A 24,318-nucleotide genomic window follows, 5' to 3' on the forward strand; every position below is an offset into this window, starting at 1 on the left:
ATACTCAGGTGGTGAGCAGTACTCCCGCATAGGAGACCGCGGCGATCGTCACCCAGGAGGCGAGTCCGAGCGCGGCCATCCGGCTGCCGGTGCGCGTCAGCGACGACAGGTTGATCATCGCGCCGAGGCCGAACAGCGCGGCCGCGAGCAGCAAACCCTGTGTGGCACTGGCGAACTCCAGGATCTCGGCGGGAACCCAGCCCGTGCCGCGAAGCAGGATCATCAGCAGAAAACCCGCGACGAACAGCGGAACGAGCGGAGGTCGTGCACCCCCATCCGATCGGCCTCCGGTGGCGCGACGATGAGCGGCCACCAGCGCGACGAGCGGGGCGAGCAACACGACCCGCATCAACTTCACCAGCACCGCGGCACTCAGCGCGGCCGCGCCCGCCGTCTGCGCCGCCGCGACCACCTGGCCCACATCGTGCACGCTGGCCCCGACCCACCGCCCGAAGGGCTCCGCCCCGAGGCCGAGCGGATGCTGCAGCAGCGGCAGCACGCCAATGGCGAGCGTGCCGCACAACGTCACGACCGCAACGGAATCCGCGATGTCCTCCTCCCGACTGCCCGACACGCGGCTCACCGCCCCGATCGCCGACGCCCCGCAGATCGAATAGCCGGTGGCGACCAGCAGCGGCTGATCACCGGGCAGCCCGATCCGGCGACCGAGCCACAGCGTGCCCAGAAAGGTCACGACCACCACGGTCAGCACCATGACCGCCGTCGCCCAGCCCAGCCGCCCCACATCGGACAGACTCAGCTGCAGGCCCAGCAGCACGATCGCCAGTCGCATCACCTGCTTGGACGCGATGCTCAGTCCGGCACGGGCGCTCGTCCGGACGAAGCCCCGCAACCCCGGCAGATGCGCCGCGATCACGCCCAGCACCACGGCCAGCGTCGGCACCGGGGCCATCGGGAACAGAGAGTGGATCAGCGTCGCCAGGCCGACACCGACGGCGGCCACACTCAGCCCCGTGATCGCGCGTCCACCGGTGGGCCGGAACTGCGGCGCGAGCCAGGAGGCGGACGGGCGCAGCCGCAGACTCATGCTTCCCCGACCGGCGCCGTGTAGACCCGGCGAATGCTGGTGCCGAGCCGGGAGACGTCCGCGCCATACAGATGAATCGAAATCGCTTTGGAGTCACCGGCATTGCGGACGCGATGAATATCGCCGGGCGGTGCGAAGGCCGACACCGCCCCGACCGGATTGAGCACATCCCCGGCCGTGACCAGACGGCAGCTCGATCCATCGGGCACGAGCCGGTACCGCCGCTCGCTCTCCTGACCCTCGTGCACCCCGGCGACACACCAGGACACATGGTCGTGGATCGAGGTCTGCTGGCCGGGCAGCCAGACCAGCGCGACGATCGAGAAGCTGCCGTCGTGCTCGGCGTGTAGGACATGCTGGCGGTAGCGATTCGGGTCGCCCTCGGTCTGCTCCGGAGTGAGCAGGCCGGGCTGGCCCAGCACGGGTTCCAGTGTCCGCCCGATCATTTCGGCCGTCGGCTGCGGCGCGAGGCCGCGCCACACGATGCGGCGGACGGATTCGATCAGTTCGTCGAGAAGCTCGGTATTACGGGTGGCGACCTTGCCGGAGGCAGCGAGTGCGGGCATGTCTGCAGTGTCGAACCGCCAACCTATAACGTCCAATGACTACCTGTTGGTCAATATCGAAGCACTGCTTATGGTTCGGGCCCAGGTAGGTCAGCATCCGACGCGCGCGGCGGCGGCATTCTCCAGTTCGGCCAGTACCAGACCGACCGCCGGGACCCGGCGGTGGTCGGCCAGGACGTAGGCGGAGACCCGGCGCGTCGGCCGCCCCGCCAGCACCCGCCCCGTCACATCCGGATGGCACAGGAACGACAGCACCAGGGCGGGCATCAGCGCGACACCGACTCCTGCCGCCACCAGGCTCTGGACGGCCAGGTTGTCGTCGGTGGTGAATACGATGTCGGGCACGAAGTTCTCCTCCGCGCACAGGTGCAGCAGATTCGCCCGGCACCGTGGGCAGCCCGCGATCCACCGCTCGTCGGCGAGGTCGGCCAGCCGGACGCTGTGGTGGCGGGCGAGCGGATGGCCGGTCGGCAGCAGAATGGTGAGCAGGTCCTCCATCAGCGCGATCCGCTCGATCTCCGCATCGGGTTCGGCCGACGGCTCATGGTAGGAGAAGGCAAGTGCGACATCGCATTCGCCGCGGCTGAGCCGCCACAGCGATTCCGGCGGCTCGGCCTCCTGCAGCTCCACCCGGATACCCGGATGCCCGGCCAGCAGACTGGCCGCCGCTCGCGGCACGAAAGTGGCGTTCGCGCTGGGGAATGCGCACAGCCGGACCAGTCCGGACTCCAGTTTGGCGAGTGCGCGCAGCTGATTGTGCGCCGCCGTCAGATCGCTCACGATGATCTCGGCATGCCGGGCGAGCGCCGTACCCGCCTCGGTCAGCTGCAGCCCGCGTCCCTGCCGAACGAACAGCGGCATACCGACCTCCCGCTCCAATGCCCGCATCTGCTGGGTGATCGCCGGTTGCGTGTAACCCAGACTGCGCGCGGCCGCCGAATGAGATCCGCAGCGAACGACTTCGAGGAACGTCTTGATGTGCCGGGACTCGAGCATCACCGAATCATAAGGAGAATTTTGGTTGTGCCTCCAACACATTCGGTGAATTCGCGCCCGGTCCCGGTGGCCTCATGGAGCGGTGCGGAGGCGTCGTTCCGCCGGGGTCGGCCAGCGGGGGTGGTCGGCATCGATGATGTAGGGGTGGGTGTGCAGGTAGAAGCGGTCGCTCACGCGGACGGCATCGGCCAGCCGGGACGGGTCGATGGTTCCCACCTCGTGCAGGTGGGTGATCATCTCGGGGTCGTGACGCGGCCACATCGACAGTGCCACAACCGTTCCCGCGGCCCCGAGCAGCGCCAGGGTCAGCCAGGTGGTGGTGAAATCGGTGGTGGTGGCCAGCCAACCGGCGATCGGGTAGGTGAGCAGCCACGCCAGGTGGGACAGCGAGAACTGCGCGGCGAAGAGGGCGGGGCGATCGGCGGGCTGCGCGGAGCGGCGCAGCACCTGTCCGGTCGGCGCCAGTATGGCGGCGGTGCCCGCGCCCACCAGCGCCCAGACCGTGATCGCGGCCGCCCAGCGCCAGTCGCCCGTATTCGCCAGTGAGAGAGCGACCGCCGATCCGAGTCCGGTGGTGAGTACGGCCGCACCGATGAGCATGACGGGCCGGGGGCCGAGCCGATCGAGCGTCCGAGGGAGCAGCAGCGCTAGGGCCATGGTTCCGAAACCGTTGGCCGCCAGCAGGATCGCCACCTCGGACTGCCCGCCACCCAGCACGTCACGCACGTAGTTGACGGTATTGACCATGATCACCGAACCGGCGACGGCGACCACGAGGTTCAGGCCGAGCAGACCGCGCAATCGCGGTGTCGCGACGAAGATTCGCATGCCGACGGTGATCCGTTTCCGCGGCGAGGCGGTGGGTGCGGTCGTCGCATCCGGGATGCGGGTGGTGATCACGAGGACCGCCGAGAACGCGAATCCGATTGCGGTGCCGACGAACAGCCAATGGAAGCCGACCACAGTGAGGGCAGCGGCGGCGAGCACCGGGCTGAGCAGGGTCTCCATGGTGGCGGCCAACTGCGCGGCCGACAGCGCCCGGGTGTACTCGCGCTCATCGGGCAAAATGTCGGGGATGATCGCCTGATAGGTGGGAGTGAAAGCGGCCGAGGCGGTTTGCAGGACCGCGATGAGGACGTAGATCTGCCAGATCTGGTCGATGAACGGCAGTGCCAGCACGACCGCGGCACGAACGACGTCGAGTGCGACCAGCAACGTCCGGCGCGGGAAGCGGTCGGCGTAGGCGGCTACGATCGGCGCGATCGTCACGTAGACAACCATTTTGATGGTCAGCGCGGTGCCGAGCACCGCAGCCGCCTCGGCGCCCGCGAGTTCGTACGCGAGCAGGCCGAGGGCGACGGTGGTCAAACCGGTGCCGAAGAGGGCCGATACCTGGGCGGTGAACAGCCGGAGATAGTCGCGGTTGCGGAACAGGGTGAATGTGGACGGGGAACGCATCGAATACATCCTGAATCTCGTCGGGCGGGGCACGGGTGCTGCGACAGTGGCACTCGCACATCGGATTCCTCGTAGGTTTCAGGTCGTCGGCAGGGTGAAGGCCGCGGTGTGGACCACGTCGCGGTGCTTGAAATCCAGGAACAGGCGATAGGTTCCGGGACCGGGGACCGCGGTGTGGAAGGTGACGTCCGGGCCGGGTGCGGTGATTCCGTCGCCGGGTTCGCCGTTCGGATGGACATGAACATAGGCCAGATCGCCCGCACGCAGGATCACCAGATGCCCATAGGCCGCCAGATACGGCTGCAGGTCGGTGACCGGCCGCCCGTCCTCGCGCACGGTCAGGGTGAGCAGGCGGCCCGCCCCGGGAACCAGCTCGCCGTCGAGGGTCACCTCGTAGCCGTCGACGATCGCGGTGCGCGCGGGTTCGGGAGTCGGACGCGGGTCGTATCCACCCGCCACGGCGAGATCGGCGCCGAGGGTGATGGTCCTACCGAGAGCGCGGGGAGCGATATCGGTGAAGACGCGGTAGGCACCCGCCTCCGGAAGATCCAGCCGCACCGCCCACACGCCGTCGGCGCCGAGTTCCGGGTGCACGTGCCAGAACCCGGTCAGCTCGCGCCGCGCCACGATCAGGTGCAACTCACGGTCGTGGATGACGTCGTAGTCGGTGACGGGATTGCCGTCGGGGCCGAGGATGCGGAAGCGGAGGTCGATCTCGCCGGGGGTGGTGATCGGAGTTGTGAGGTCGAGGGTGTAACCGTCCTGGGTGATTTGGAGGCCGCCGGGGGTGGCGGCGGTGTGGGCGTCGTGGTGGTCGGGGGTGGCGTGCTGGTCAGGCGTGGCGTGGTGGTCGGGTGTGGCGTGGTGGCTGTGGGTGGCGTGGTGGTCGATGCGCTGCGGTGCAGGCGCGTACCGCGCGGCCGGGGAGCTCGAAGAATCGAGGTGCGGCCCCTTCTTATTTCCCCGCCCGGTCCGCCCAGCGGGCCGGGCGGGGCTTTGGCCGGCAGTGGCGTATCCGCCATGGGCGGCCTGGACTTCCTGAGCGTGAGGGTGATTGGCGTGGGCCTGCTCGGTGGTCATCGCTGAACTCTTTCCGGCTCTCGTACTGTTCGACATACGTGAAAGTAATACCCCCAGGGGGTATTAGCAAGAGTGGGGGTGGTGATGCACCTCACGCGGTCGCTGCCTCGACCCGCGCGGTGGGAGTCGTTCTGCCTCTCGGTTATGGGCTGCCAGGGAGACGGCGGCGACCGGTGTGGAGTTCGTCGATCAGATCCTCGTAGCCGACGGCGAGCTCGGCGAGGTGCTCCCAGACGTCGCCGAGGGTGGTGGGATGGGAACCGGCCAGGGCGGCGTAGGCGATGGCGGTGAAGTGGGCCATGCGGTCGACGACCGCGCCGATGGTTTCGGTGTGGATGCGGGCGCTGCCGGGGGCAGGCGGAAGGGATCTGGCCACGTGCCGGTCGATCTCGGTGATCAGGCGGGCGCGGTGGGATTTCGATTCGGGAATTCCGGGATGCTCGGCCGCCAAGTGGCTTTCGTGGATTCCGGTGAGGGCGTGGGCCGCGTGCAGAATCGGGTGGTCCGCGTAGTCGATCCCCCGGCAGGCGTGCAGCAGTTGGGTTTTCGTGGGTAGCGGGTTCATGAGCAGCACGAATCGTCCCCCTTCGTTGTTTCGAAATGCGTTGTGTCGGTGCGCGAATGGTGTGTTGTCGGCGGATGTTGGCGTGCTCATAGTGTTACTCTTCGTGCTAGCGGGGTGGAAGTTGTCGGACGGCCTGTCGGCGTGAATGTCCCCTCTTTCCATGAGGGCCTATTCCAATTTGGCAACAAGTAGATAGCGAGGCGAAACTAATGAGTGGCTCGACTCATGCCAGCAGGGCGCTCGGTCGACAGCTGGAGAAGTTCCGGAAGCGTGCGGGGTTGTCGAAGTATGCGGTCTCCAAGATCATCGAGGCCTCACCGCAGACGTACGGGCGGTTGGAGGACGGGCTCAAGCACAACGTGCCCAGCATGGTGATCAACGCGATCTGTGACAAGCTGCAGGTCAGTGACGATGAGCGACGGTTCCTGCTGATGTTGGCCGACGAGACCCGAAAGGCGCAGAAGGCCGGGGGGAAGTGGTGGCGGTCCTACATCGATGAGATGAAGCTTGGCTTCGACTACTTCTTGAATATGGAGCAGTCCGCCAGTCGCGCAACGTCTGTCCAGTCTGCTCTCATTCCAGGTCTGCTGCAGACCACCGAATACCGGCGGCAAGTCGTCTGGGCCGGGCATCCGGAGTGGACACACGACGAGGTTGAGAAGAGCCTCGCGCTGGCCGTATTCAGGCAGGAGCGCCTCGAAGATTCGGGTTTTGAGTACGAGGCTCTTATTTCAGATGCGATTCTTCGGCAACACACCGGGAACCGCGCGATCATGGCCGATCAATTGCGGCACCTCTTGACTCTCAGTGAACAACCCAACGTTTCGATCAGGGTTGTTCCGTACACCGTTGGGAGTCCTATTGCCGCAGTGACAAGTCCGTGCGTCATGTTCGAGTTCCCGCCACACCCGTCCACCAAGCTGACCGAGCGCCCGGTGGTGTTCGTCGAAAGCCTCACCGGTGCGCTCTACCTCGAACGAGGCACCGAGGTCGATGTTTATCGCGATGCGATCGCCCGTGTCAGGCGTGTAGCGTTGGAACCGGATGCAACCAGGGATCTGGTCGTGGCGCTTGTAAGGGAGTATTCCGAGTGATCGGCGATCTATCGAAGGCGGCATGGTTCAAGTCGAGTCACAGCCACGGTGATGGCGATTGCGTCGAGATCGCGCACCTCGACGGTGGCATGATCGGAGTCCGCGACTCCAAGAATCCGGCCGGACCCCCACTCGTCTTCACGCCCGGCGAGTGGGATTCCTTCACATCAGGGGTAAAGAACGGCGACTTCGACCGAATCTAGCCTTCCCGCAACAACATCCGGCAAAGATGATCGGCCTGGCGCGTGGTCTCCGGCTGGCGATACCTGGGGGTCAGCGCCAGCACCTGCGCACAAGCCGTCTCGAGATCTATCCGGTGCCCCACCGAAACATAGACCGGCTTGACTCCGGACTGCGTCCGCACCGCCCGCCCGACCACCTCGCCATCGATGGTGATGTCCCCGAATGCCCCTCGCTCGCGCCCCGGCTCGACGTACTCCCCCCAAACCGTCTTGGCGACACCGATACTCGGCACCCCCGTCAATACCCCCAGATGGCAAGCAAGCCCGAACCGCCGCGGATGAGCAATCCCCTGCCCATCGCAAACCAACAGATCCGGCACGGTCCCAAGCTTCTCCAGCGCCGCAATAGTGGTCGGCAACTCCCGAAAGGCCAACAGCCCAGGCACATAAGGAAAGCTGACCCGCCCCCGAGCGGTAGCGGTATCGACCAGCTCCAGCGTCGCCACATTTAGAACCACCACGGCCGCAACAACATTCCCAGCATCGTCATAGGCCGAATCAACCCCGGCCACCGTCCGAAACTCGGCCCGCCCTGGATTCTCCGTCTCCACCAACCCCCGCAACCGATCCTGAAGCCCCACCGCCGCTCCCGGATCGGTCGGCAGCTCGGGCACCATCACCAACCGCACCCCCGCACCGTACCCCCGGCTATCCAGCTTCGTTCTTGCAGGGCGGAGCTATATGGAGCAACGACGCTGCTCAACTGGTCGGAGGTATCCGTACGATCTGGAGTCCGTCGACGAAGGCGTCGATATCGGGTTGGTACCTGTCCCGATCGGCGGCCGTGGCCTTGGCCGACATTCCTATCGGATACTTCATTCCGTCTGTCATGTAAGAGAATCCGAGGTACTCGTGGTAGAGGTCGACTCCATCGGCACCGGAGGCGGGCTCGATTCCGGAGGCCCGGATGGCGCGCTGGCCGCACACCCCGACGGTCTCGGATCGCGACTGCTGCCATGTATCGTCCACCATGAACGCGGTTATGGTGGTGACAGCGATCGCTGGACGGGACACGCCGACGGTGACGGTCGCGCCGCCGATCCGCCCCGCGTGCCGATCGAGACGATACAACACCAAATCGCCCCCTTCCCCCTGCCTGACCTGCCAGCCCGTCAGCCGTGGAAGCTGGATCGTGAACGGCGTATCAGGGCGCTGTTCGGTGGCAAAGACGGATCCGGTAGCCGCAGCGTCGCAGGTCGTCCGAAGCATCGGAGCCGATGTCCTCTCCGACGAATCCGACCCCGACACGCCGCTCGCGGTCACACTCATCGCCACGATGCCGGTCAATATCAGATGCCGACTCCTGATCACGATCACGGTCGCCAACCTATCGGCCGACCATCACATGACACAGACCGTAATACCTTTGTCCCGCACCCACTGTCGCAGTTCGACATGGTCGTATGCGTTTGGTATCGGCGGCCGATATCGCCGCCCTCGATCGACGCGGTTCGGGCCGGTCAGAGGTCCCCTTTTCCGCCCGGACCGATGCGCTGACCAAGACCGCGCGGTGCAGCCGCCGCCACATCCGGGCTTCGGTCCAATCAATGAAGCGTCGACGCGCGTCGGCACGAGTTCGCTTGGCAATCAACGGTTTCGACGGGATTATGGGCACTTCTGCTCGGCACGACAGGCTGAACCGATCGGATCATCGTGCCGCGCGGGCGGCGCTCCCCAGCGTGTCTGCGAGGTCTGGGTGCAATGTCAGGCGACTACGTGATCGGGCTGGATGTGGAGAATCACCCGCTCGACATTCCGTCTCTGCTCGTAGGGATAGGTATCCAGATCAAGGTACTTGCGCGCCAACCGGTCCAGGAATGCCTTCTCGGGATCTGGCTCGATCTCGACTACCCGGCCGCGGACTTCCAGATAGCGATAAGGGTCGTCAGGATCGAGGATCGAGACCGACACCCGCGGATCTCGCTCGATGTTGCGGTACTTTTGCCGGTCGGTGCCGGTCGACACCAGTAGTCGCCCGTGGACGGCGTCGAAGTCGAACCACACAGGATGTGACTGCGGCTCACCGTCGGGCCCCAGAGACGCGAGGTGCGCGAAGCCTTGCTTGTCCAGGATGTCGGTGTGGCTGCTGGAAATCGTGGCATGCCCTGTCTTCCTGCGTGTTCGCCGGTTGATGTCGTCGATATCGTCTGCCTTGTTGCGGATCTCAGCCATCGCCACTCCCTGCCATCGTGAATATCGAGTCAAAGCCGGGCGACCGCACCCCTTCGGGGGAATTGCACTCCGCCGGCATGTCAGCATGTTGACATACAGAGTTTGTGTCAACATGCTGACATGAGTCAAGAGGAGACAGTGGGCGAACTGGAGCAGTCGGTGGGCTATGTCCTCAAGCAGGCCCAGGCCACGCTGCACTCTGCGATGGACGCGGTGCTGCGCCCGCTGGAACTGACCGTGTCGCAATACGCTTGCCTCGAACTGCTCGGCCAGCGCCCTGGGATATCCAACGCCGAACTCGCCCGTGGCGCGTTCGTCACCCGTCAATCGATGAACCTGGTCCTTCGCGGGTTGCAAGATCGCGGACTGCTCACCCGACCCGAGCGAGCCCCCCACGGCCGCGTGCTGCCCACCCAGCTCACGAGCTCCGGACAGGAAAAACTGCACGCCGCCAGCGTGGCCGTGCGCGCCATCGAACGGCAAATGTTCTCCCCGCTGTCCGCGGAAGAGCAACGTCGGCTGCGCAACGACCTTGCGGTCTGCATTGCCGCCAATCCCCTGGCCACACCCAAGCAGTAACAGCCCCGCCATACGTCATCACCGACGACGCGAGACACGGACTTGGGGCGACAGGATCAGTCTTCGCATCGGTCCAGGCGATCAGTGAGGCACGTGCCGACTCGGTCAGCATCGCGTCCATCTCTGCGCGGATCGCGTTCGCGCCACGCACCGTGGCCGCGTCCGCGGCGTCCATCGCGGTCGGGTCGGCCCCAACCTCGCTGTGCATCTCGGTGCTGGCGGCCGTCTTGTCGTCATTTCCGGTCTATCGCCTGCGCGACAACCTATTTCGGGTCCCCGTCGGGGCAGTATATGCGCTGCCCGGTCGCGTCGTAGGCGGGCCGACCCTGCGCATCGCGCCATTCACCCGTGGCCGGATCGGTGGTCCAGCCTTCGAACTCGGTGCCCACCAAGTCGTCGCGATAATTCTTGCTGTCCAGATAGGTTGGGGTGCCTTCGGGAAGTGGTGGGGTATCGCGCTCGGTGTCGGCGAACATCTTCTTCAGCTCGGCGGTGCGCTCAAGGCTGTGCTCCGGCATTTTCCATCCCCGCGCTTCAGCTTCCTCTCGCGTATAAAAGCTCTTTCCTCCGACATGATCGGGCATGGCTTCCCCCTACGTTTCTTCTATTACAACTGGATTTCGGTTTCGGCGGTGTGGATTCCGGAGACCAGGGCCTGGGCGGTGTCTTGGACGAAGCGGCCCGCATCTTGCACGTTTTCGGGTATGATCGCGAGAGCTGTTGTCGGCGTGCCGGACTGGTCGGTCATGGGGTGCCTCCTCGAAGGTCGTGCGGTGATGCGGGTGCCGGGTCAGCGGCGGGTGCGTAGGTATTCGTCGTGTTCGCGGTCCTCGGTGTGGTAGCGCTGGGTGAGCGTGGTGAGGCGGTGGATTTCGGCTGTCATGCGGGTGGGGTCGAGGGGTTTGGCGATTATGGGGTCGCCGGTTTTCACGTAGTAGCGGCCGTCTTCGTAGTCCATCCACCAGAAGCCGCGGCCGGGGGTGGGGCGGGAGTCGAAAGCGGGGCTTGCGAGGACGGTGACTTCGCCCAGGCCCAGGCGTTGGCGTTTGAAGATGGTGTTGAGTTGGTCGACGACATTGCCGGGGGTGGTGATCGGGCGGTTGCGTTCGGCTGTGACCTGTTCGCGGCGGATCTCCAGCGGTGGGCGGGTGCCTGGGCCGCGCGGGGGGAGGGCGGCGACGGCCTGGTGGGCCACGTGGGCCGGATCGCCATAGGAGACAAGGACGTCCGCGCCGATGTCCTCGCTCGGGCCGGGGAATTGGCGCAGGGCCGCGCCCTCGCTGCCGCGGATGGCGCCGTGGAAGCGGATGACCTCGGCGAGGTCGGGGCCGGTGAAGCCCTTGATCTCCACGCGCACATCGGGTTCGAGGAGAACCTGGAGGGCGCGGGGGAGGTCGTCGGTGTACTTGGCCAGCAGGGCTGCCACGGCCGCCTCGCGCTGCTGCCGCAGGACCTCGAAATCGTTGACCAGCGGCCGGAATCGCAGCGGATACGGCAAACGGTCGCGACCGTAAGCGGCCCAGAGGATTTCGAATTCCTGGGCGGTGAATCTCCAATCAGGCACGGTCGTAATCTCCACCGATGACCGGGGGGACCGCCTTGGTGTTCGGGCCGATCAGTTCCTCACCGTGTTCCTTGGTCACGAGGTAGTCCGGGGTGGACTTGGTGCGGTCCTCGTCATCCTTCTTCGCGGCCGCACCGGGCGCGCCCATGCCGGGCATGCCCGCGTTGGGCTGCCCAGGCATGCCGGTGAGGCGGGCGGCGGCGGGAACGACCCCAGGCGTGCCCGAAGTGCCTGGCACGCCGGGGATTCCACGGCCCGGTGCGCCACCCGTGCTGCCGCCGCGGCCACTTGTCCCGCCGCCGGTGCCACCGCCCGATCCGCCACGGGCGAAGCCGCCGTAGCCGGTGGTTCCGGTGCTGCCGGAGGAGGATGTGCCGCCTGATCCGGCTGGGGTGGTGGAAGTTCCGGAGCCGGGCTGAGCACCGGCTGTGCCGGTCGTGTTGCCGGGCGAGGTCGAATCGGAAGCCGAACTCGGCGTTGTGCTCGCGGCCTGCGTTTCGGGATTCCGGGTGGGATCGTCGCCGGGCTTGTCGCCGCTCTGCTCCGTCGGATCGCCGGGTTTGCCGTCGCCCCCGCCGTTTTCGGTTCCGTCGCCCAGTCCGGAGGTACCGCCGGGCCACTGGTTGCCACCGGGGCCGACCGGCTCGACGGGGGCACCCTCGGCAATCTTCGGAGGCATCGGCAAAACCGGCACCCCTCTATCGGCTTGCACGACGACCTGACCGTAGACAGTTCGCAGGATGCGGCGGGCCTCCTCGGTCTGCTCCTCTTTGCTGTAGTCGTCCGCCTTCATCACCCCGTCCTGGGACAGGGTCTTGCCGACGACGGTTGGCCGCTCGTCCACTCCTGGGAACAGTGCTTGGGTCTGTTCGAGACCGGTGTGCAATTCCGCGAGTTTGAGTGCGATCAACTGTGCGGCCGACACGAGATCATGCGACCGATCGGAGTAGTTGTTGACGGCTCGGACCGCGGCGGAAGCGGATTGCCCTGTCCACCCGGCATGCGCACCGTCGCCGTTCACGGTCTTGGCGAATTCGCTATTGAAAGCGTTGGAGGCCGCAGTGAGTTCCGTTCCGATCTTCGACCAGACCTCTGCCGCCGCGCGCAACTGATCGGGACGCATGTCGTTGACGCACTTGCGCATTGCTTCCAGAGACATGCCGTCGTAAACCTCGCAATAATTGATAGCGAGTGGATCGAAGTCGCCTTGGAATGTCGAGTTCAGTGCTTGGGTCTGCCCGTAGATCCGCTGCCGCTCTTGGTTCCACTGGTCCTGGGCCTCGATGATACGTCGCTGGTAGTCCTCGTAGGAACTCATTGCTGCTGCCCGTCCATCCGGGGAGTACGGCCAGCGTTCTGCTGATCTATCTCGGTGAAGTTCGCAATAGCCTTTGCTACAACTTCTTTGGCTGTCTTCACAACATCGATGTGATGCTCGAGAACCTTGGTCAGTGATTGGGCGTTGCCTACCGCTTTTCCTCTGAACTTTTTCTCCAGGTCGATGCCCGATGGCAGAGAGCCGAAACCGCCGAGGACAAAGAGTTGGTTGGCCGCCCGCATGAGACCGTCGAGACGGTCCATGTAGTCGTCGCAAACTTTTTCCAGTCCTCTCCCGATCTCCGGGTCGAGCGACAACTGACCAGAATTCGCCTGCCCCAGCAGGTTTCGCCACTCGGCAGGATCAACTCCCGCTACCATGATCCCCTCCTCAATTCGCGGGTAGAAACTTGACCAGGTCGTCGGCGTGGCGGCGTGCCTCCACACACGGGTCTCCCTGCTTCCCGGCCGAGTACCGGGTCAGAGTCTGGAAGATGACGATGCCCTGCTTCAGGCCGACAGCCAGGCCGCACCGTTGTCGTCCCGGGTCGGTGGTCTCGAAGAACTGGACCGCTTCGTGTGAACCGACCGTCGTCGGAGTGAACTGCTCGAAGTCCGGGCGTTCGCGGACCTCCTGCAAGGTTCTGTTGATCGAGTAGACGCTGAGGTCGTACCACTTCGCGTCGGATCGCCAAGCGCACGTCTTCGATCCGGGGAACTGGTCTCCGAACAGGCCGGTCTGCTTCGAAGCCGGGTCCAACCCGCTGCTGCGCAACGCCGACTCCGGCAGCGTGCACGGGTCCCACAAGGCTGCTGCCTGGGTGGTCGTGGTGGTCGCCGCCGCACTACTCGTCGTAGTACCAGTCCCTCCACCCCCGGACTTCCCACACCCCGCAACCAACGCCACCACCCCCAGCGCTACCCCAACCCAGCGCACACCCATCCCATGGCCCGCCATACCTGCCCCTTCGCTCAGAACCCCGCCGACTGGCCAGCACACTACCGCTCGATAAATTGGACGCGCCCCGCTCGCCGTCGGTTCCCTGTCGCCCCACTCACACGGCGAGTGGTATGCGGACCGCACTAGACTCGGGGCGAACGGGCAGCACGCAGACGAAAGCGAAAGTAGGCAGCCGAACGTGAGTGCCATTGCATTGGGGATCCCGTCCGCACCGGCGGCGGTCCTCGCGCCCCGGCGGAAGACTCGCCAGCTGATGGTGGGCAAGGTCGGGGTCGGCAGTGATTTTCCGGTTTCGGTGCAGTCGATGACGACGACCAAGACCCACGACGTGAACTCGACCCTGCAGCAGATCGCCGAACTGACCGCCTCCGGATGCGACATCGTTCGCGTCGCCTGCCCGCGCCAGGAGGATGCCGACGCCCTCGCCGCGATTGCCAAGAAGTCGCCGATTCCGGTGATCGCCGATATCCACTTCCAGCCCCGCTACATCTTCGCGGCCATCGATGCGGGTTGTGCCGCGGTGCGGGTCAATCCGGGCAATATCAAGGAGTTCGACGGGCGGGTCAAGGAGGTCGCCAAGGCGGCCGGTGCCGCGGGCATTCCGATCCGCATCGGCGTCAACGCCGGATCGCTGGACAAGCGGATGATGGAGAAGTACGGCAAGGCCACCCCGGAGGCGCTGGTCGAGTCGGCGCTGTGGGAGGCGAGCCTGTTCGAGGAGCACGGCTTCGGCGACATCAAGATCTCGGTCAAGCACAACGACCCGGTCGTGATGGTCGAGGCCTATCGGCAGCTGGCCGCGCAGTGCGATTACCCGCTGCATCTGGGCGTGACCGAGGCCGGTCCGGCCTTCCAGGGCACGATCAAGTCCGCGGTAGCCTTCGGCGCGCTGCTGAGCGAGGGGATCGGCGACACCATCCGGGTCTCGCTGTCCGCGCCGCCCGCCGAGGAGGTCAAGGTCGGCAACCAGATCCTGCAGTCGCTGAACCTGCGGCCGCGCAAGCTCGAGATCGTGTCCTGTCCGTCGTGCGGCCGGGCGCAGGTCGATGTGTACACCCTCGCCAACGAGGTGACCGCCGGGCTCGAGGGTATGGAGGTCCCGCTGCGGGTGGCCGTGATGGGCTGTGTGGTCAACGGGCCGGGTGAGGCGCGGGAGGCGGATCTCGGTGTGGCCTCCGGCAACGGCAAGGGGCAGATCTTCGTGAAGGGCGAGGTCATCAAGACCGTGCCCGAACATCTGATCGTGGAAACCCTCATCGAGGAAGCGATGAGGCTCGCGGAAGGGATGAGCGACGACGCAGGCACCGGCGAACCGGTCGTCACGGTCGGGTAGACCGCCGCTGACCAAAAACCAGCACGTTTACATTGTTCGTGGCAGGCTGTGAACGTGCGGAGTGTGCTGGAGCCGAGCCGCCGGACCCGCATCTCCGGGGCTCGTCAGCTTGCGAATCGCGATCTGGCCCAGGTGCTGCGAGTTCTGGATAGCGACCCGGTGGCGAGCTGTATGGTTGCCGCCCGATTGCAGGAATACGGACTGGATTCTCGCGGCGGGCACGGGGAGCTGTGGAGCCGCGGCGGTCCGGCCGCGTCGCTGTGCTTCTCCGGGGCGAATCTGGTTCCGCTGCGCGGCGGCAGCGAGGATCTCAAGGCCTTCGCCGAGCGGGCCACGCGCTGGCCGCGGCTGTGCTCGTCGGTGGTCGGCCGCCAGGAGCTGGCCCTGCCGCTGTGGGAGCTGCTCGCCGATCACTGGGGTCCGGCGCGGGACCTGCGCGACGAACAGCCGCTGCTCGCGCTCGACGGGACGGCCCGCACCGCGGCCGATCCGAAGGTGCGGCGGGTGCGGCCCGACGAGTTGGATCGGTACCTGGTCGCGGCGGTCGCGATGTTCACCGAGGAGATCGGCGTCGACCCGCGCAGCGGCGACGGCGGACGCGGCTATCGGCGGCGGGTGGCGAGCCTGATCCAGGCCGGGCGCGCCTGGGCCCGATTCGAGGACGGCGAGGTCGTGTACAAGGCGGAGGTGGGTGCGCTGTCGCGGCGCACCGGCCAGATTCAGGGCGTGTGGGTGCATCCGGAGTGGCGCGGGCGCGGGCTGGGCGCCTCCGGTACGGCGGCCATCGCGAATACCGTTGTCGCGTCGGGTCGTACCGCGAGTCTGTACGTGAACTCCTACAACGAGGTGGCCCGGCGGGCCTACGCGAAGGTGGGATTCCGGCAAGTCGCCACATTCGCCACGGTTCTGGTGGACTGACGCCGAGTGTCGCCCGGTTCGCGGGGCATCGGCTGTTTACCATCTGTGCCGTGTCCGACCGTCTCGCCGACCGTGTCCGTGCGCTCGCCGCGGGAGTTGTCGGCCTAGCCGTGGTCGTCGCGAGCGGTTGCACGGGAACCTCGCAGGGGCCCATCCCGACGGCGGACAAATTCGTCGGGGCGTTCGCACGCCACGATCTCGCGGCCGCGGCGGCGCTGACCAACCAGCCCGAGAAGGCCGGTGCGGCACTGGGGTTGGCGTGGGACAAGCTGCAGGCCGAGAAGTTGACCGCGTGGGTAGGAGCCGCACATGTGACGGGGGATACCGCCACCGTCGACTATACCTACGAGTGGCGGCTGCCCAAGCAGCGAACCTGGACGTATACCGGGCAGTTGCAGATGGGACGCAGCAAGGGCCGCTGGCAGGTGCGGTGGACCTCGGCCGATATCCATCCGAAACTCGGCAACACCCAGACCATGGAGCTGCGGGGCAATCCCGCGCCGCGGGCCCGGGTGAACGAGCGGGCGGGCACTGACGTGCTGGTTCCCGGTGTGGTGCACCGCATCTCGTTCACCGCCGCGGGGGCGCCCGATCCGGATGCGGTGGCCGCCGAACTGGCGGGCGCGCTGGGGCGATTCGACGGCAGGGTCACCCCCGAGTCGATTCTCGACGGCGCCCGTGCCGGTGCGTATCCGGTTGCGGTGCTCTCGGACCGGGAGTTCGAACAGGTGGACCCCGCACTGCTCGAACTGCCGGGGGTGAGCGCCGAGCGGCAGTGGGATCTGGTGCCCACCGATCGCGGCTTCGCGCCCGCCCTGATGGCCCGGGTGCGCCGGACCGTCATCGACGAGGTGGAGGGCCGGGCGGGCTGGAGTGTGGTCACCGTCAACGCCAATGGCGTGGACGTCGATGTGCTGAAAGAGGTCGCGCCACAACCGGTTCCGTCGTTCTCGCTGAGCATCGACCGGACGGTGCAGAATGCCGCGCAGCATGCCGTCGACGGGCGCGCCGAGCAGGCTGTGATGGTCGTGCTGCAGCCCTCGACCGGGGCGATCCTGGCGGTCGCGCAGAACCGGGCGGCCGATGCGGACGGTCCGGTGGCCACCACGGGGCTGTATCCGCCGGGCTCGATATTCAAGACCGTGACCGCCGCGGCGGCCATGACGGCCGGGCTCGCCGGACCCGATACCGTGCTGCCGTGCCCGAGCACGACCGTGATCGGCAACCGCACGATTCCCAATTTCAATCTGTTCACCATCGGCGACGCACCCATGGCCCAGGCCTACGAACGCTCCTGCAATACCGCCTTCGCCACGCTGGCCAGCAAGTTGAAGCCCGACGCGCTGACCGTCGCCGCCGCGAAACTCGGTGTGGGCCCGGACTACACCGTCTCCGGACTGCCCACGGTCTCCGGCTCGGTCCCCGCGGCGGAGGACCTCGTGCTGCGCACCGAGAACGGCATCGGGCAGGGCAGGGTTCTGGTCAGTCCGTTCGGCATGGCCCTGCTCACCGCGGCCGTCGCGCACGGTTCGGTCCCGACGCCCTATCTGATATCGGGCCACCCGACCGCCATCACCGGCGCGGTCCCCGCCTACCCGCCCGCCATCGTCAACGGCCTGCGGATGATGATGCGCAAGGTGGTCACCGGGGGAACGGCCGCGCGGATCGCCGATCAGGGCGAGGTGTACGGCAAGACGGGGGAGGCGGAGGTGGAGGGCGGCTCGCACTCGTGGTTCATCGGGTACCGCAAGGATCTGGCGTGGGCGACGCTGGTGGTGCGGGGCGGGAGTTCGGACAACGCGGTCGCGCTGACGCGGGACATGTTGGCGGCGTTGCCACCCGGGACGGCGTGAGCCGCGGTCAGGGCAGGTACAGGGACTGGCGAAGGCGTCGATCCCGGCAACTGCGTGCCAGGGGACGGAGCGGGTGTTGCCGGGATCGACAGGGGTTCGCGACTATCGATATTCGGTGCGATCAAGGAGAGTGCACCCGGTCGGGCGCTGCCGAGCGGGAATGGGGGACGGGGCCGGACATCTCGGCGGACGCGTCTCCGAGCAACTCGACGACGCCCGCCCCGGCCAGGATCATGCCCACGGTGACGAGGGCCAATGTCGAACGCTTCATGGTCTTCTCCCTTGTGGGTGAGTGAGATCGAAGGCTCGAACGTGCGATTCGCCGACTGTTGGCCGACTCGGAAAACGGTAGCCCGACAACGCTGGAAGATTCAACCCCCAACCTTCCCGATCGGATGTATGTGAGGAATGTCCGACCAGCTCAGGGGGTATCCGGCGGCGCTATTCGGCGCGGCGCAGGCTCGCCGCGAGGTGGTGCTGTTCGGGTTGCCCGACGGCTGCCATCCGCAGGCTGTAGTCGATGGTGTCGCCGGAGAGGTGGATCGAGCGACCCAGGGAGGTGACGATTTTGGCGGTCGTGGTGCGACCGAGGGCGGTCGAGCCCAGTTCCATCCGCAGGCTGTCGTCGCCGACCTTCAGGGTGCCCTCGCAGATCTCGGTGATGCCGGTGGGGTGGGCCAGGATCAGCTCGATGCGGTCGGGTCCGGCGCAGCGCAGATAGCCGGTTTCGGCATGCAGCGGGCGGCCGTCCTCGGCGTGGCGGGTGCGTTGGCGGTAGGTGAGGAATGGGCGGCCGACATGTCCGAAGTGAATCTCCTCGTGGTAGTCGAACGATGCGATCGTCGGATACTCGCCGCGGCCGGAACCGCGCCAGACCCCGAGCAGCGGGGCCAGGTGGGCGATATCGGGGTGGGGTGCGACGGGAGGCTGGGCTTCGGGCACGGCGGCCAGCATAGTGGGCGGACGCGCATTCGGGGCCCCGACCGCGCGCGCGGATGCCGCTCGAGGGAGCAGGGGGTCTTGACGGCTCGGGCTCGGCTGCGCCTCCGCCGCTTCCGGCGATGTCTCTGTTGTGATGGTGCACAGGGAGGTGGCGCGATGACCCTCGAGGTGCCGCGGCGGCGGGCCGCGATGCAGGGGTGGGTGCTCGCGCTGCGGTTGATCCGGCCGTCGGTGCGCAATGGCGAGGTGCTCACCGCGGTGCTCGCGCCGACAGTGTTCACCCTCGGGTTCTACGTGCCGCTGAATCGAGTGATGAATTTCGTGGGCTTCGGGCTGAGCAGTTATGCGCAGTTCCTGATGCCGATGATCGTCATGCAGGCGGTCTCATTCTGCGCGACGGCCGCGGCGTTCCGGGCGGCCGCGGACGCACGCGACGGATTGACCGCCCGATTCGCGACCATGCCGATGCCGTCGGTGACGCCGCTGCTGGCCCGGACCGCCGCCACCGGATATCGGATCGCGCTGTCACTGCTGGTCGCACTGGTGTGCGGGCATGTGATCGGCTTCCGGTTCTACGGAAGCTGGTGGCACACCGCGGGTTTTCTTGGCTTCGGGCTGCTGGTCGGGGTGATGCTCGGTCTGGCCGGGGACGTGCTGGGGACCCTCTCGAAGAGTCCGGAGGCGACCACGCAGGCGCTGATGCTGCCGCAATTGATCCTCGGCATGGTGTCCACCGGCTTCGTCCCCGCTCACCAATTCCCGCGCTGGATCCAGGGATTCGCGCGCGATCAACCGGTCTCGCAGTTCGTGGAGGTCATGCGCGCGCTGGCCGGTGACCGTTCGGGTCGGACCGCGGTGGTGAGCTGGGCGACGCTCGGGCCCGGAATCGCCTGGGCGAGCGCCGGATTGGTGAGTTTCGGCGGCGTGGCCGTCATCGTGGCGTTGCGGCGGCAGCGATGAACGTCGAATTGCCGGTGGTGACCCGGCGGACCGAGTCCGGGCGGTATGCGCTGTCGCAGACGCTGATCCAGACCCGGCGGCTGCTCGTGCGTTGGCGGCGCGACCCGTTGACGATGGCGCAGTCGCTGGTGTTCCCGGCCGGATTGCTGATTGTGCTGAATACCGTGCTGGGACGGCAGATCTCGGCGTTCTCCGGGGTCAGCGCGCTGTATGGATCGGTGCCGATGGTGACACTGGTGTCTGCCATGTCCGGCTCGCTGGCCGGGGCCGTCACCCTGGGCCGCGAGCGCGACGCGGGGCTGCTGGCCCGGCTGTGGGTGCTGCCGGTGCATCGCGGCTCAGGTCCCGCGGCGCGGGTGCTCGCCGAGGGCGTGCGCATCCTGACCTGCACCCTGGTGCTGTTCGGGGTCGGAGTGCTGCTCGGTTTTCGATTCCGGCAGGGCGCCGCGGCCGCGGTGGCGCTGGTGTGCGTGCCGGTGGTGTACGGGCTCGGCTTCGCCACGCTGGTCACCGCGGTGGCGGTGTGGACCGCCAAACCCGCTCTGGTGGAGGCGATTTCGCTGGGTTCATCGCTGCTGATGTTCTTCTCCACCGGCTTCGTGCCGCTGGCGGCCTATCCGGACTGGGCGAAACCGATTGTGGCGCATCAGCCCATGAGTCATGCCGTGGACGCCATGCGCGGACTGTCGCTGGGCGGGCCGGTGCGCGGGCCGCTGCTGGCGACGCTGGCCTGGTCGCTCGGCGCGATCGCGCTGTTCGCGGTGCCCGCCTACCTAGGCTACCGGCGCGCCAGCCGCCGCTGATCAGCGCAGGCCCTCGGCCACCTCGGTGATCATCTCCGCTGAATCGCGCGGGCTCAGCGCCATCGCGCGCAACTGGTCGAACATCACGCCGAAGCGGCGAATCTCGTTGTGGCCCTCCACGATGTCGTCACCGGCGATGCCCTCGACGTAGACCAGTTCGGGGTCGGCGGGGTCGGGGAAGTCCAGCAGCACGAACGAGCCGACCATGGCCGGATGCGCGCCCGCCTTGAACGGCAGGACCTGCAGGATCACATTGCGCTTATCCGATTCCTCGGTCAGCCGCAGCAGCTGTTCGCGCATGACGTCGGGACCGCCCACCACCCGCCGAATCGCGGCCTCGTCGAGCACCACCCACAGTTCGAGCGGATTGCCGTCGCGAATGAGCACCTTCGAGCGTTCGACACGGGCGCGCAGCCGCTGTTCGATGACGGCGGTCTCGACCTTGGGCATGGCGGTGTCGAGCACCGCCCAGGCATACCGTTCGGTCTGTAAAAGGCCGGGGATGAACGAGGTCTGGAACAGCCGCGCCGACAGCGCCTCGGTCTCGAAGTTGATGTAGGCGGCGTACACCTCGGAGACGGCCGCCTCGAATGGCCGCGACATGCCGGGCTTCTGCGCCTCCGACAGCAGTTGCAGCGCATCCGATCGCTGCGGATCCTCGACCCCGTACAGATCCAGCATCGCCATCAGGGTGCGCCGCTGCGGTCGCGCCTGGGCGGTCTCGATCCGGTACAGCGTGGTGACGTTGATGCCGGTGCGGGCGCTCACCACCTCCTTGCTGAGGCCCGAGTTCTCCCGCATCTCGAACAGCAGCGCCGCCAGCCGACGGAGCCGGACCGTCAGAACGGTGCGCTTACCTGCCATCGCGCGAATCCTCCTTGGCGCAGCGGAGTGGTGGCGGAGGGGCCGTAGGCGGTGAGCATACATCTCGGACCGTACGCTCAGGACGGTTCGTGCTGTCGCGCTGCGATGTCGCCCGCGCGGGTGAGCCGCGGGTCGTGCTCGATGATGTGCTCGCGATGTAACTCGACTGTGCGCTCCTCGATGGTAGCGGTGCTGAATCGCGCGATCGCGCAGCGGTTTTCGGCTACGGATCGTTCCGCGGCGGTGGAATCCGGCCATCGGGTTCGGTGCCCGCGTCGCGCTCGATCTCGTGCAGCTTATCGATCAGATCCAGAATTGCCTCGCGGCTGCGTTTGGACAGTCCGACCGAGCGCATCGCGATCGTCCGGACGCCCCGCTCGCGCAGCACCGCGGCGAAGTCCAGATCCGCGCTGGTGGCGTCCTCGTCGAGGAAGAACGCGGGGGGTTTTCCGAAGAACGCCGCCAGCGCCTTGAGTCGCTCACCCGTCGGGTTGGTGTGCTCACCGGTGCGCAGCTTGTGCAGGGTGACCGCGGAAATCTGCAGGCCGGTCGCCTCGCGGATCTCGTTGGCGATCGCCTTGACGCCCGGCACGCGGCGCCCGGCCCTGGCATAGTGCTCCTCGATCAGCGCGTTGAGCTTGTCCGTCAGTCCGCTGATCGGCTGTGGCCCCTGGTCGCTCACGATGTTGCACCTCCTAGGCCAGTGTTCCCCCATGCTTCTTGTTTAGCAAACTGAACAAATTTGGGGCAAGACGCAAGACCTGTGTTCACTTGGGTTGACGGCGGGTCAACCGTGGGCATAGTGTGCCGGGCAAAGCCGTTGAACCACTGTCGGTTCGAGACGTGCTGGTTTTACTTCCACCCGGAGACGACTCGGATATGATCGGCACCTCTCGGCGAGGTGCGGATCGAAACGAAACGGCCCGATTGGGGCTAGGGGGTTGAAAGGGGTTGACTCCTCGGAGAATAGCCGACTTTCGCTGTACCTGAAAGTGATCGAGTAGTCAGCTGTGCTGCTACGATTGACCTGAAAGAGCAGGCTTATGGCCGATGAGGTTTGTACCGACTCATTAGTTCCGCTCGCGGGGGGTATTTGTTCGGTCCACGACTGGCTGTCGCGGGCCTCGTCCATTCCAGTCGAATTGGTTCCGGTGGACTCGCTCACCATCGGATATTCGGCGCGGGTACGCAGCGAAACGAATGCCGAGCACATTCGGACCCTTTCGGAGGTGGAGTCGCCGCTGCCTCCCATCATCGTCCACCGGTCCACCATGCGGGTCATCGACGGCGCCCACCGGTTACAGGCCGCGCTGGCGCTGAATCGAGATACCATCGCCGTCAGGTATTTCGACGGCAGCGAGGAGGACGCTTTCGCCCTGGCGGTCCGGGCGAATGTCGCACACGGGCTACCGCTTTCGCTGGCCGAGCGCAAGTCCGCGGCCCGGCGTCTGATCGAATCGCATCCGCAGTGGTCGGATCGGCTGATCGCCGGAATGGTCGGACTGTCGCACAAGACGGTCGGGGGGCTGCGGCGGCGTTCAGATGGGGAAGATCTCCAGTCGAACGATCGGCTCGGTCGGGACGGGCGGTTCCGGCGGCTCGACATCTCCGCGGCCCGGCGATCGGCCGAGGAGTACATCAGGACCAATCCCGGTGCGTCGCTGCGGGAGATATCGAAGTCGGCGGGCATCTCGATCGGGACCGCGAAAGACGTGCGGGACAACATGACTCGCATCGTGGTGATCCCGCAGGAGTCCGAGGTCACCTCGCTGCCGGAGGAGGCGGCGCGGCGGGCGGGGGCGGGTGCCTCGGTGCAGCAGGCGATCTTGAAAAATCTACGCAACGATCCCGCGCTGCGGCTGAAGGACAACGGGCGGCAGCTGTTGCGACGCCTCGCGCTATCGATCATGAACGTCCATGAATGGGAGGAGATGACGATAGAAGTGCCATCGCATTGTCGCGGTGCACTCGCGCGGCTGGCCCGGGCCAATGCCAAGTCGTGGCACGACTTGGCCAGCAGATTGGAAAACGGAGCGGCCTAGCGGCGAAGGCGGAAAGGGGTGGCAACCCATAGGGGTTGCCACCCCTTTTTTATGTGTGTCGGAGGGTGACCGAAAATGTTCGACTGAACACGGGTTTGCGCTGAAAACTTGTTTCCAAGCGGTATTGCTGGCCGCTGCGAATCTCTGTTAGAAATACGTCCGGAGCGGAACAATCGGCTCCGCATGAAATGAGATTCAAGGAGATGAAAATGATCGACGTGACCAACGTTGCCGACCTGCAGGACTTCGACGCCACCTCGGCTTCCGCCGAGCGTGTCGCCTCGATCTCGTCCAACGGCTGCTAATTATTTCCAGCCGTGTTGCCGGTGCTCATGGGCCTTGCGCTCATGGGCACCGTCCCGGCGATTCACACCGAAGATATGTGGAAGTAGAGGTTCACCGATGAGGGTTCTCTTGTTTGTCACGGGAGCATTGAACGCCTGCTTTCTGCCGGTGTGGATCAATTGGATGAAGGCCAATCGCCGAGACGATTCGATTCGGATCGTGCTGTCGCGGTCGGCCACCGAATTCGTCACCGTCCGCAGCGCCGCCGCGCTGTCGGGCACCGCGATCGCGGTGGACAGCTGGGACGATCCGGTGCTGCTCGCCGAATCGCCCTCCCCGCATACCTGGCTGGCAGGTCACGACCTGATCCTGGTGGCGCCCGCGACGCTGGACACGCTCGCCCGGATCGCGTCGCTGGATGCCGCCACCCCGATGCTCAACGCCCTGCACTGCACCGCGGCCACCACCTGCCTGGCCCCGAATCTGCCGCCCGGGGCGGATCGGAACCCGGCCGTGCTCGCATTGCTGAAAACGCTGCGGGAACGGCACAACACCCTCGTGGTGGAACCGGTGCTGCGGCCGAGTGTGAGCATCGACGACCATGCCCTGGTCATGCCGCCCATTTGGGATGTTTTCGCGATGTTGGACGCTCGGGCACAGGACGAGGCGGCGTAAC

29 protein-coding genes are annotated in these 24,318 nt (G+C 66.3%); 10 read left to right on the top strand and 19 right to left on the bottom strand.

All coding sequences use genetic code 11. The features are described from left to right. Nucleotides 1-4: 4 nt before the first annotated feature. The 6 genes from NDR87_RS10635 to NDR87_RS10660 all read right to left on the bottom strand — a co-directional run bounded on the left by NDR87_RS10635 (nt 5) and on the right by NDR87_RS10660 (nt 5,713). On the bottom strand, nt 5-1,048 hold the full coding sequence (locus tag NDR87_RS10635) for a YeiH family protein (RefSeq protein ID WP_251911017.1): 1,044 nt from the start codon (nt 1,046-1,048) through the stop codon (nt 5-7). Continuing rightward, on the bottom strand, nt 1,045-1,614 hold the full coding sequence (locus tag NDR87_RS10640) for a cysteine dioxygenase family protein (protein WP_251911019.1): 570 nt from the start codon (nt 1,612-1,614) through the stop codon (nt 1,045-1,047). The genes NDR87_RS10635 and NDR87_RS10640 overlap by 4 nt, the downstream gene beginning before the upstream one ends. Before the next feature lie 90 nt (nt 1,615-1,704). Beyond that, a complete protein-coding gene (locus NDR87_RS10645) occupies nt 1,705-2,610 on the bottom strand; it encodes a LysR family transcriptional regulator (RefSeq protein ID WP_251911020.1) in 906 nt (301 codons plus the stop codon). 72 nt (nt 2,611-2,682) lie between these two features. Beyond that, complete coding sequence (locus tag NDR87_RS10650; protein ID WP_251911022.1) at nt 2,683-4,068, bottom strand: MFS transporter; 1,386 nt, start codon at nt 4,066-4,068, stop codon at nt 2,683-2,685. A 78-nt stretch (nt 4,069-4,146) separates the two neighbouring features. Further along, a complete protein-coding gene (locus NDR87_RS10655; protein WP_251911024.1) occupies nt 4,147-5,148 on the bottom strand; it encodes a hypothetical protein in 1,002 nt (333 codons plus the stop codon). A gap of 142 nt (nt 5,149-5,290) precedes the next feature. After that, nucleotides 5,291-5,713 carry a DUF4254 domain-containing protein gene (locus NDR87_RS10660; protein WP_251911829.1) on the bottom strand — a complete coding sequence of 141 codons (423 nt, stop codon included), beginning with the start codon at nt 5,711-5,713 and terminating at the stop codon, nt 5,291-5,293. A gap of 209 nt (nt 5,714-5,922) precedes the next feature. On the opposite strand from NDR87_RS10660, the gene NDR87_RS10665 reads away from it, so the two are divergent. Further along, nucleotides 5,923-6,807 (top strand): helix-turn-helix transcriptional regulator, encoded by an 885-nt coding sequence (locus tag NDR87_RS10665; protein ID WP_251911026.1) that lies wholly within the window; start codon nt 5,923-5,925, stop codon nt 6,805-6,807. Beyond that, nucleotides 6,804-7,010: a DUF397 domain-containing protein gene (locus tag NDR87_RS10670; protein ID WP_251911027.1), complete on the top strand. Its 207-nt coding sequence runs from the start codon at nt 6,804-6,806 to the stop codon at nt 7,008-7,010. Before NDR87_RS10665 ends, NDR87_RS10670 begins: the two co-directional genes overlap by 4 nt. Here the strand turns inward: NDR87_RS10670 and NDR87_RS10675 are convergent. The 3 genes from NDR87_RS10675 to NDR87_RS10685 all read right to left on the bottom strand — a co-directional run bounded on the left by NDR87_RS10675 (nt 7,007) and on the right by NDR87_RS10685 (nt 9,221). Continuing rightward, the gene (locus NDR87_RS10675; RefSeq protein WP_251911029.1) at nt 7,007-7,678 is read right to left on the bottom strand and encodes an endonuclease V; all 672 of its coding nucleotides are present in this window, start codon (nt 7,676-7,678) and stop codon (nt 7,007-7,009) included. The two genes, NDR87_RS10670 and NDR87_RS10675, sit on opposite strands and share 4 nt — an antisense overlap. 70 nt (nt 7,679-7,748) lie before the next feature. Then, nucleotides 7,749-8,336 carry a hypothetical protein gene (locus NDR87_RS10680; protein ID WP_251941115.1) on the bottom strand — a complete coding sequence of 196 codons (588 nt, stop codon included), beginning with the start codon at nt 8,334-8,336 and terminating at the stop codon, nt 7,749-7,751. Nucleotides 8,337-8,753: 417 nt separating this feature from the next. After that, nucleotides 8,754-9,221 (bottom strand): PPOX class F420-dependent oxidoreductase, encoded by a 468-nt coding sequence (locus tag NDR87_RS10685; protein WP_251911033.1) that lies wholly within the window; start codon nt 9,219-9,221, stop codon nt 8,754-8,756. A gap of 120 nt (nt 9,222-9,341) precedes the next feature. On the opposite strand from NDR87_RS10685, the gene NDR87_RS10690 reads away from it, so the two are divergent. Beyond that, nucleotides 9,342-9,800: a MarR family winged helix-turn-helix transcriptional regulator gene (locus NDR87_RS10690; protein ID WP_251911035.1), complete on the top strand. Its 459-nt coding sequence runs from the start codon at nt 9,342-9,344 to the stop codon at nt 9,798-9,800. A gap of 263 nt (nt 9,801-10,063) precedes the next feature. On the opposite strand, the gene NDR87_RS10695 is transcribed toward NDR87_RS10690, so the two are convergent. Genes NDR87_RS10695 through NDR87_RS10720 form a run of 6 tightly spaced genes read right to left on the bottom strand, consistent with a single transcriptional unit; the run spans nt 10,064 to nt 13,831 of the window. Continuing rightward, on the bottom strand, nt 10,064-10,384 hold the full coding sequence (locus NDR87_RS10695) for a hypothetical protein (RefSeq protein ID WP_251911037.1): 321 nt from the start codon (nt 10,382-10,384) through the stop codon (nt 10,064-10,066). A 23-nt stretch (nt 10,385-10,407) separates the two neighbouring features. Further along, on the bottom strand, nt 10,408-10,548 hold the full coding sequence (locus NDR87_RS10700) for a hypothetical protein (protein ID WP_251911039.1): 141 nt from the start codon (nt 10,546-10,548) through the stop codon (nt 10,408-10,410). A 42-nt stretch (nt 10,549-10,590) separates the two neighbouring features. Further along, nucleotides 10,591-11,364 (bottom strand): ESX secretion-associated protein EspG, encoded by a 774-nt coding sequence (locus tag NDR87_RS10705; protein ID WP_251911041.1) that lies wholly within the window; start codon nt 11,362-11,364, stop codon nt 10,591-10,593. After that, entirely contained in the window at nt 11,357-12,682 is a 1,326-nt protein-coding gene (locus tag NDR87_RS10710) for a hypothetical protein (protein WP_251911042.1), read from the bottom strand. Before NDR87_RS10710 ends, NDR87_RS10705 begins: the two co-directional genes overlap by 8 nt. Beyond that, nucleotides 12,679-13,062, bottom strand: coding sequence for a hypothetical protein (locus NDR87_RS10715; protein ID WP_251911044.1), 384 nt, complete (start codon nt 13,060-13,062; stop codon nt 12,679-12,681). The genes NDR87_RS10710 and NDR87_RS10715 overlap by 4 nt, the downstream gene beginning before the upstream one ends. 10 nt (nt 13,063-13,072) lie before the next feature. Continuing rightward, the gene (locus NDR87_RS10720) at nt 13,073-13,831 is read right to left on the bottom strand and encodes a DUF3558 domain-containing protein (RefSeq protein ID WP_308212076.1); all 759 of its coding nucleotides are present in this window, start codon (nt 13,829-13,831) and stop codon (nt 13,073-13,075) included. Between NDR87_RS10720 and ispG the strand changes: the two genes are divergently transcribed. Genes ispG through NDR87_RS10735 form a run of 3 tightly spaced genes read left to right on the top strand, consistent with a single transcriptional unit; the run spans nt 13,821 to nt 17,746 of the window. After that, complete coding sequence (gene ispG / locus NDR87_RS10725) at nt 13,821-14,975, top strand: flavodoxin-dependent (E)-4-hydroxy-3-methylbut-2-enyl-diphosphate synthase (protein WP_308212077.1); 1,155 nt, start codon at nt 13,821-13,823, stop codon at nt 14,973-14,975. The two genes, NDR87_RS10720 and ispG, sit on opposite strands and share 11 nt — an antisense overlap. Nucleotides 14,976-15,029: 54 nt before the next feature. Then, nucleotides 15,030-15,893, top strand: a complete 864-nt coding sequence (locus NDR87_RS10730; protein WP_251911046.1) for a GNAT family N-acetyltransferase — start codon at nt 15,030-15,032, stop codon at nt 15,891-15,893. 50 nt (nt 15,894-15,943) lie between these two features. Beyond that, on the top strand, nt 15,944-17,746 hold the full coding sequence (locus NDR87_RS10735) for a penicillin-binding transpeptidase domain-containing protein (RefSeq protein ID WP_251911048.1): 1,803 nt from the start codon (nt 15,944-15,946) through the stop codon (nt 17,744-17,746). A 121-nt stretch (nt 17,747-17,867) separates the two neighbouring features. Here NDR87_RS10735 and NDR87_RS10740 read toward each other — a convergent pair whose 3' ends face one another. Beyond that, a complete protein-coding gene (locus tag NDR87_RS10740) occupies nt 17,868-18,017 on the bottom strand; it encodes a hypothetical protein (protein ID WP_251911050.1) in 150 nt (49 codons plus the stop codon). 170 nt (nt 18,018-18,187) lie between these two features. After that, entirely contained in the window at nt 18,188-18,700 is a 513-nt protein-coding gene (locus NDR87_RS10745; RefSeq protein WP_251911054.1) for a peroxynitrite isomerase, read from the bottom strand. Nucleotides 18,701-18,844: 144 nt separating this feature from the next. Here NDR87_RS10745 and NDR87_RS10750 point away from each other — a divergent pair, with 144 nt between their 5' ends. Both NDR87_RS10750 and NDR87_RS10755 read left to right on the top strand, forming a co-directional pair. Then, the gene (locus NDR87_RS10750; RefSeq protein WP_251911056.1) at nt 18,845-19,648 is read left to right on the top strand and encodes an ABC transporter permease; all 804 of its coding nucleotides are present in this window, start codon (nt 18,845-18,847) and stop codon (nt 19,646-19,648) included. Then, the gene (locus NDR87_RS10755) at nt 19,645-20,451 is read left to right on the top strand and encodes an ABC transporter permease (RefSeq protein ID WP_251911058.1); all 807 of its coding nucleotides are present in this window, start codon (nt 19,645-19,647) and stop codon (nt 20,449-20,451) included. The genes NDR87_RS10750 and NDR87_RS10755 overlap by 4 nt, the downstream gene beginning before the upstream one ends. On the opposite strand, the gene NDR87_RS10760 is transcribed toward NDR87_RS10755, so the two are convergent. Both NDR87_RS10760 and NDR87_RS10765 read right to left on the bottom strand, forming a co-directional pair. After that, on the bottom strand, nt 20,452-21,315 hold the full coding sequence (locus NDR87_RS10760; RefSeq protein WP_251911060.1) for a helix-turn-helix transcriptional regulator: 864 nt from the start codon (nt 21,313-21,315) through the stop codon (nt 20,452-20,454). It lies immediately after the preceding gene. Nucleotides 21,316-21,538: 223 nt separating this feature from the next. Further along, entirely contained in the window at nt 21,539-21,997 is a 459-nt protein-coding gene (locus NDR87_RS10765; protein WP_251911062.1) for a hypothetical protein, read from the bottom strand. Nucleotides 21,998-22,358: 361 nt separating this feature from the next. Here NDR87_RS10765 and NDR87_RS10770 point away from each other — a divergent pair, with 361 nt between their 5' ends. Together NDR87_RS10770 and NDR87_RS10775 are read left to right on the top strand one after the other, a co-directional pair. Then, nucleotides 22,359-23,357, top strand: a complete 999-nt coding sequence (locus tag NDR87_RS10770) for a ParB N-terminal domain-containing protein (protein ID WP_251911065.1) — start codon at nt 22,359-22,361, stop codon at nt 23,355-23,357. A gap of 402 nt (nt 23,358-23,759) precedes the next feature. Further along, a complete protein-coding gene (locus tag NDR87_RS10775) occupies nt 23,760-24,317 on the top strand; it encodes a flavoprotein (protein WP_251911067.1) in 558 nt (185 codons plus the stop codon). Nucleotide 24,318 lies beyond the last annotated feature (1 nt).

This window comes from Nocardia sp. CDC159, from assembly GCF_023740735.1.
Lineage (GTDB): Bacteria > Actinomycetota > Actinomycetes > Mycobacteriales > Mycobacteriaceae > Nocardia > Nocardia pulmonis.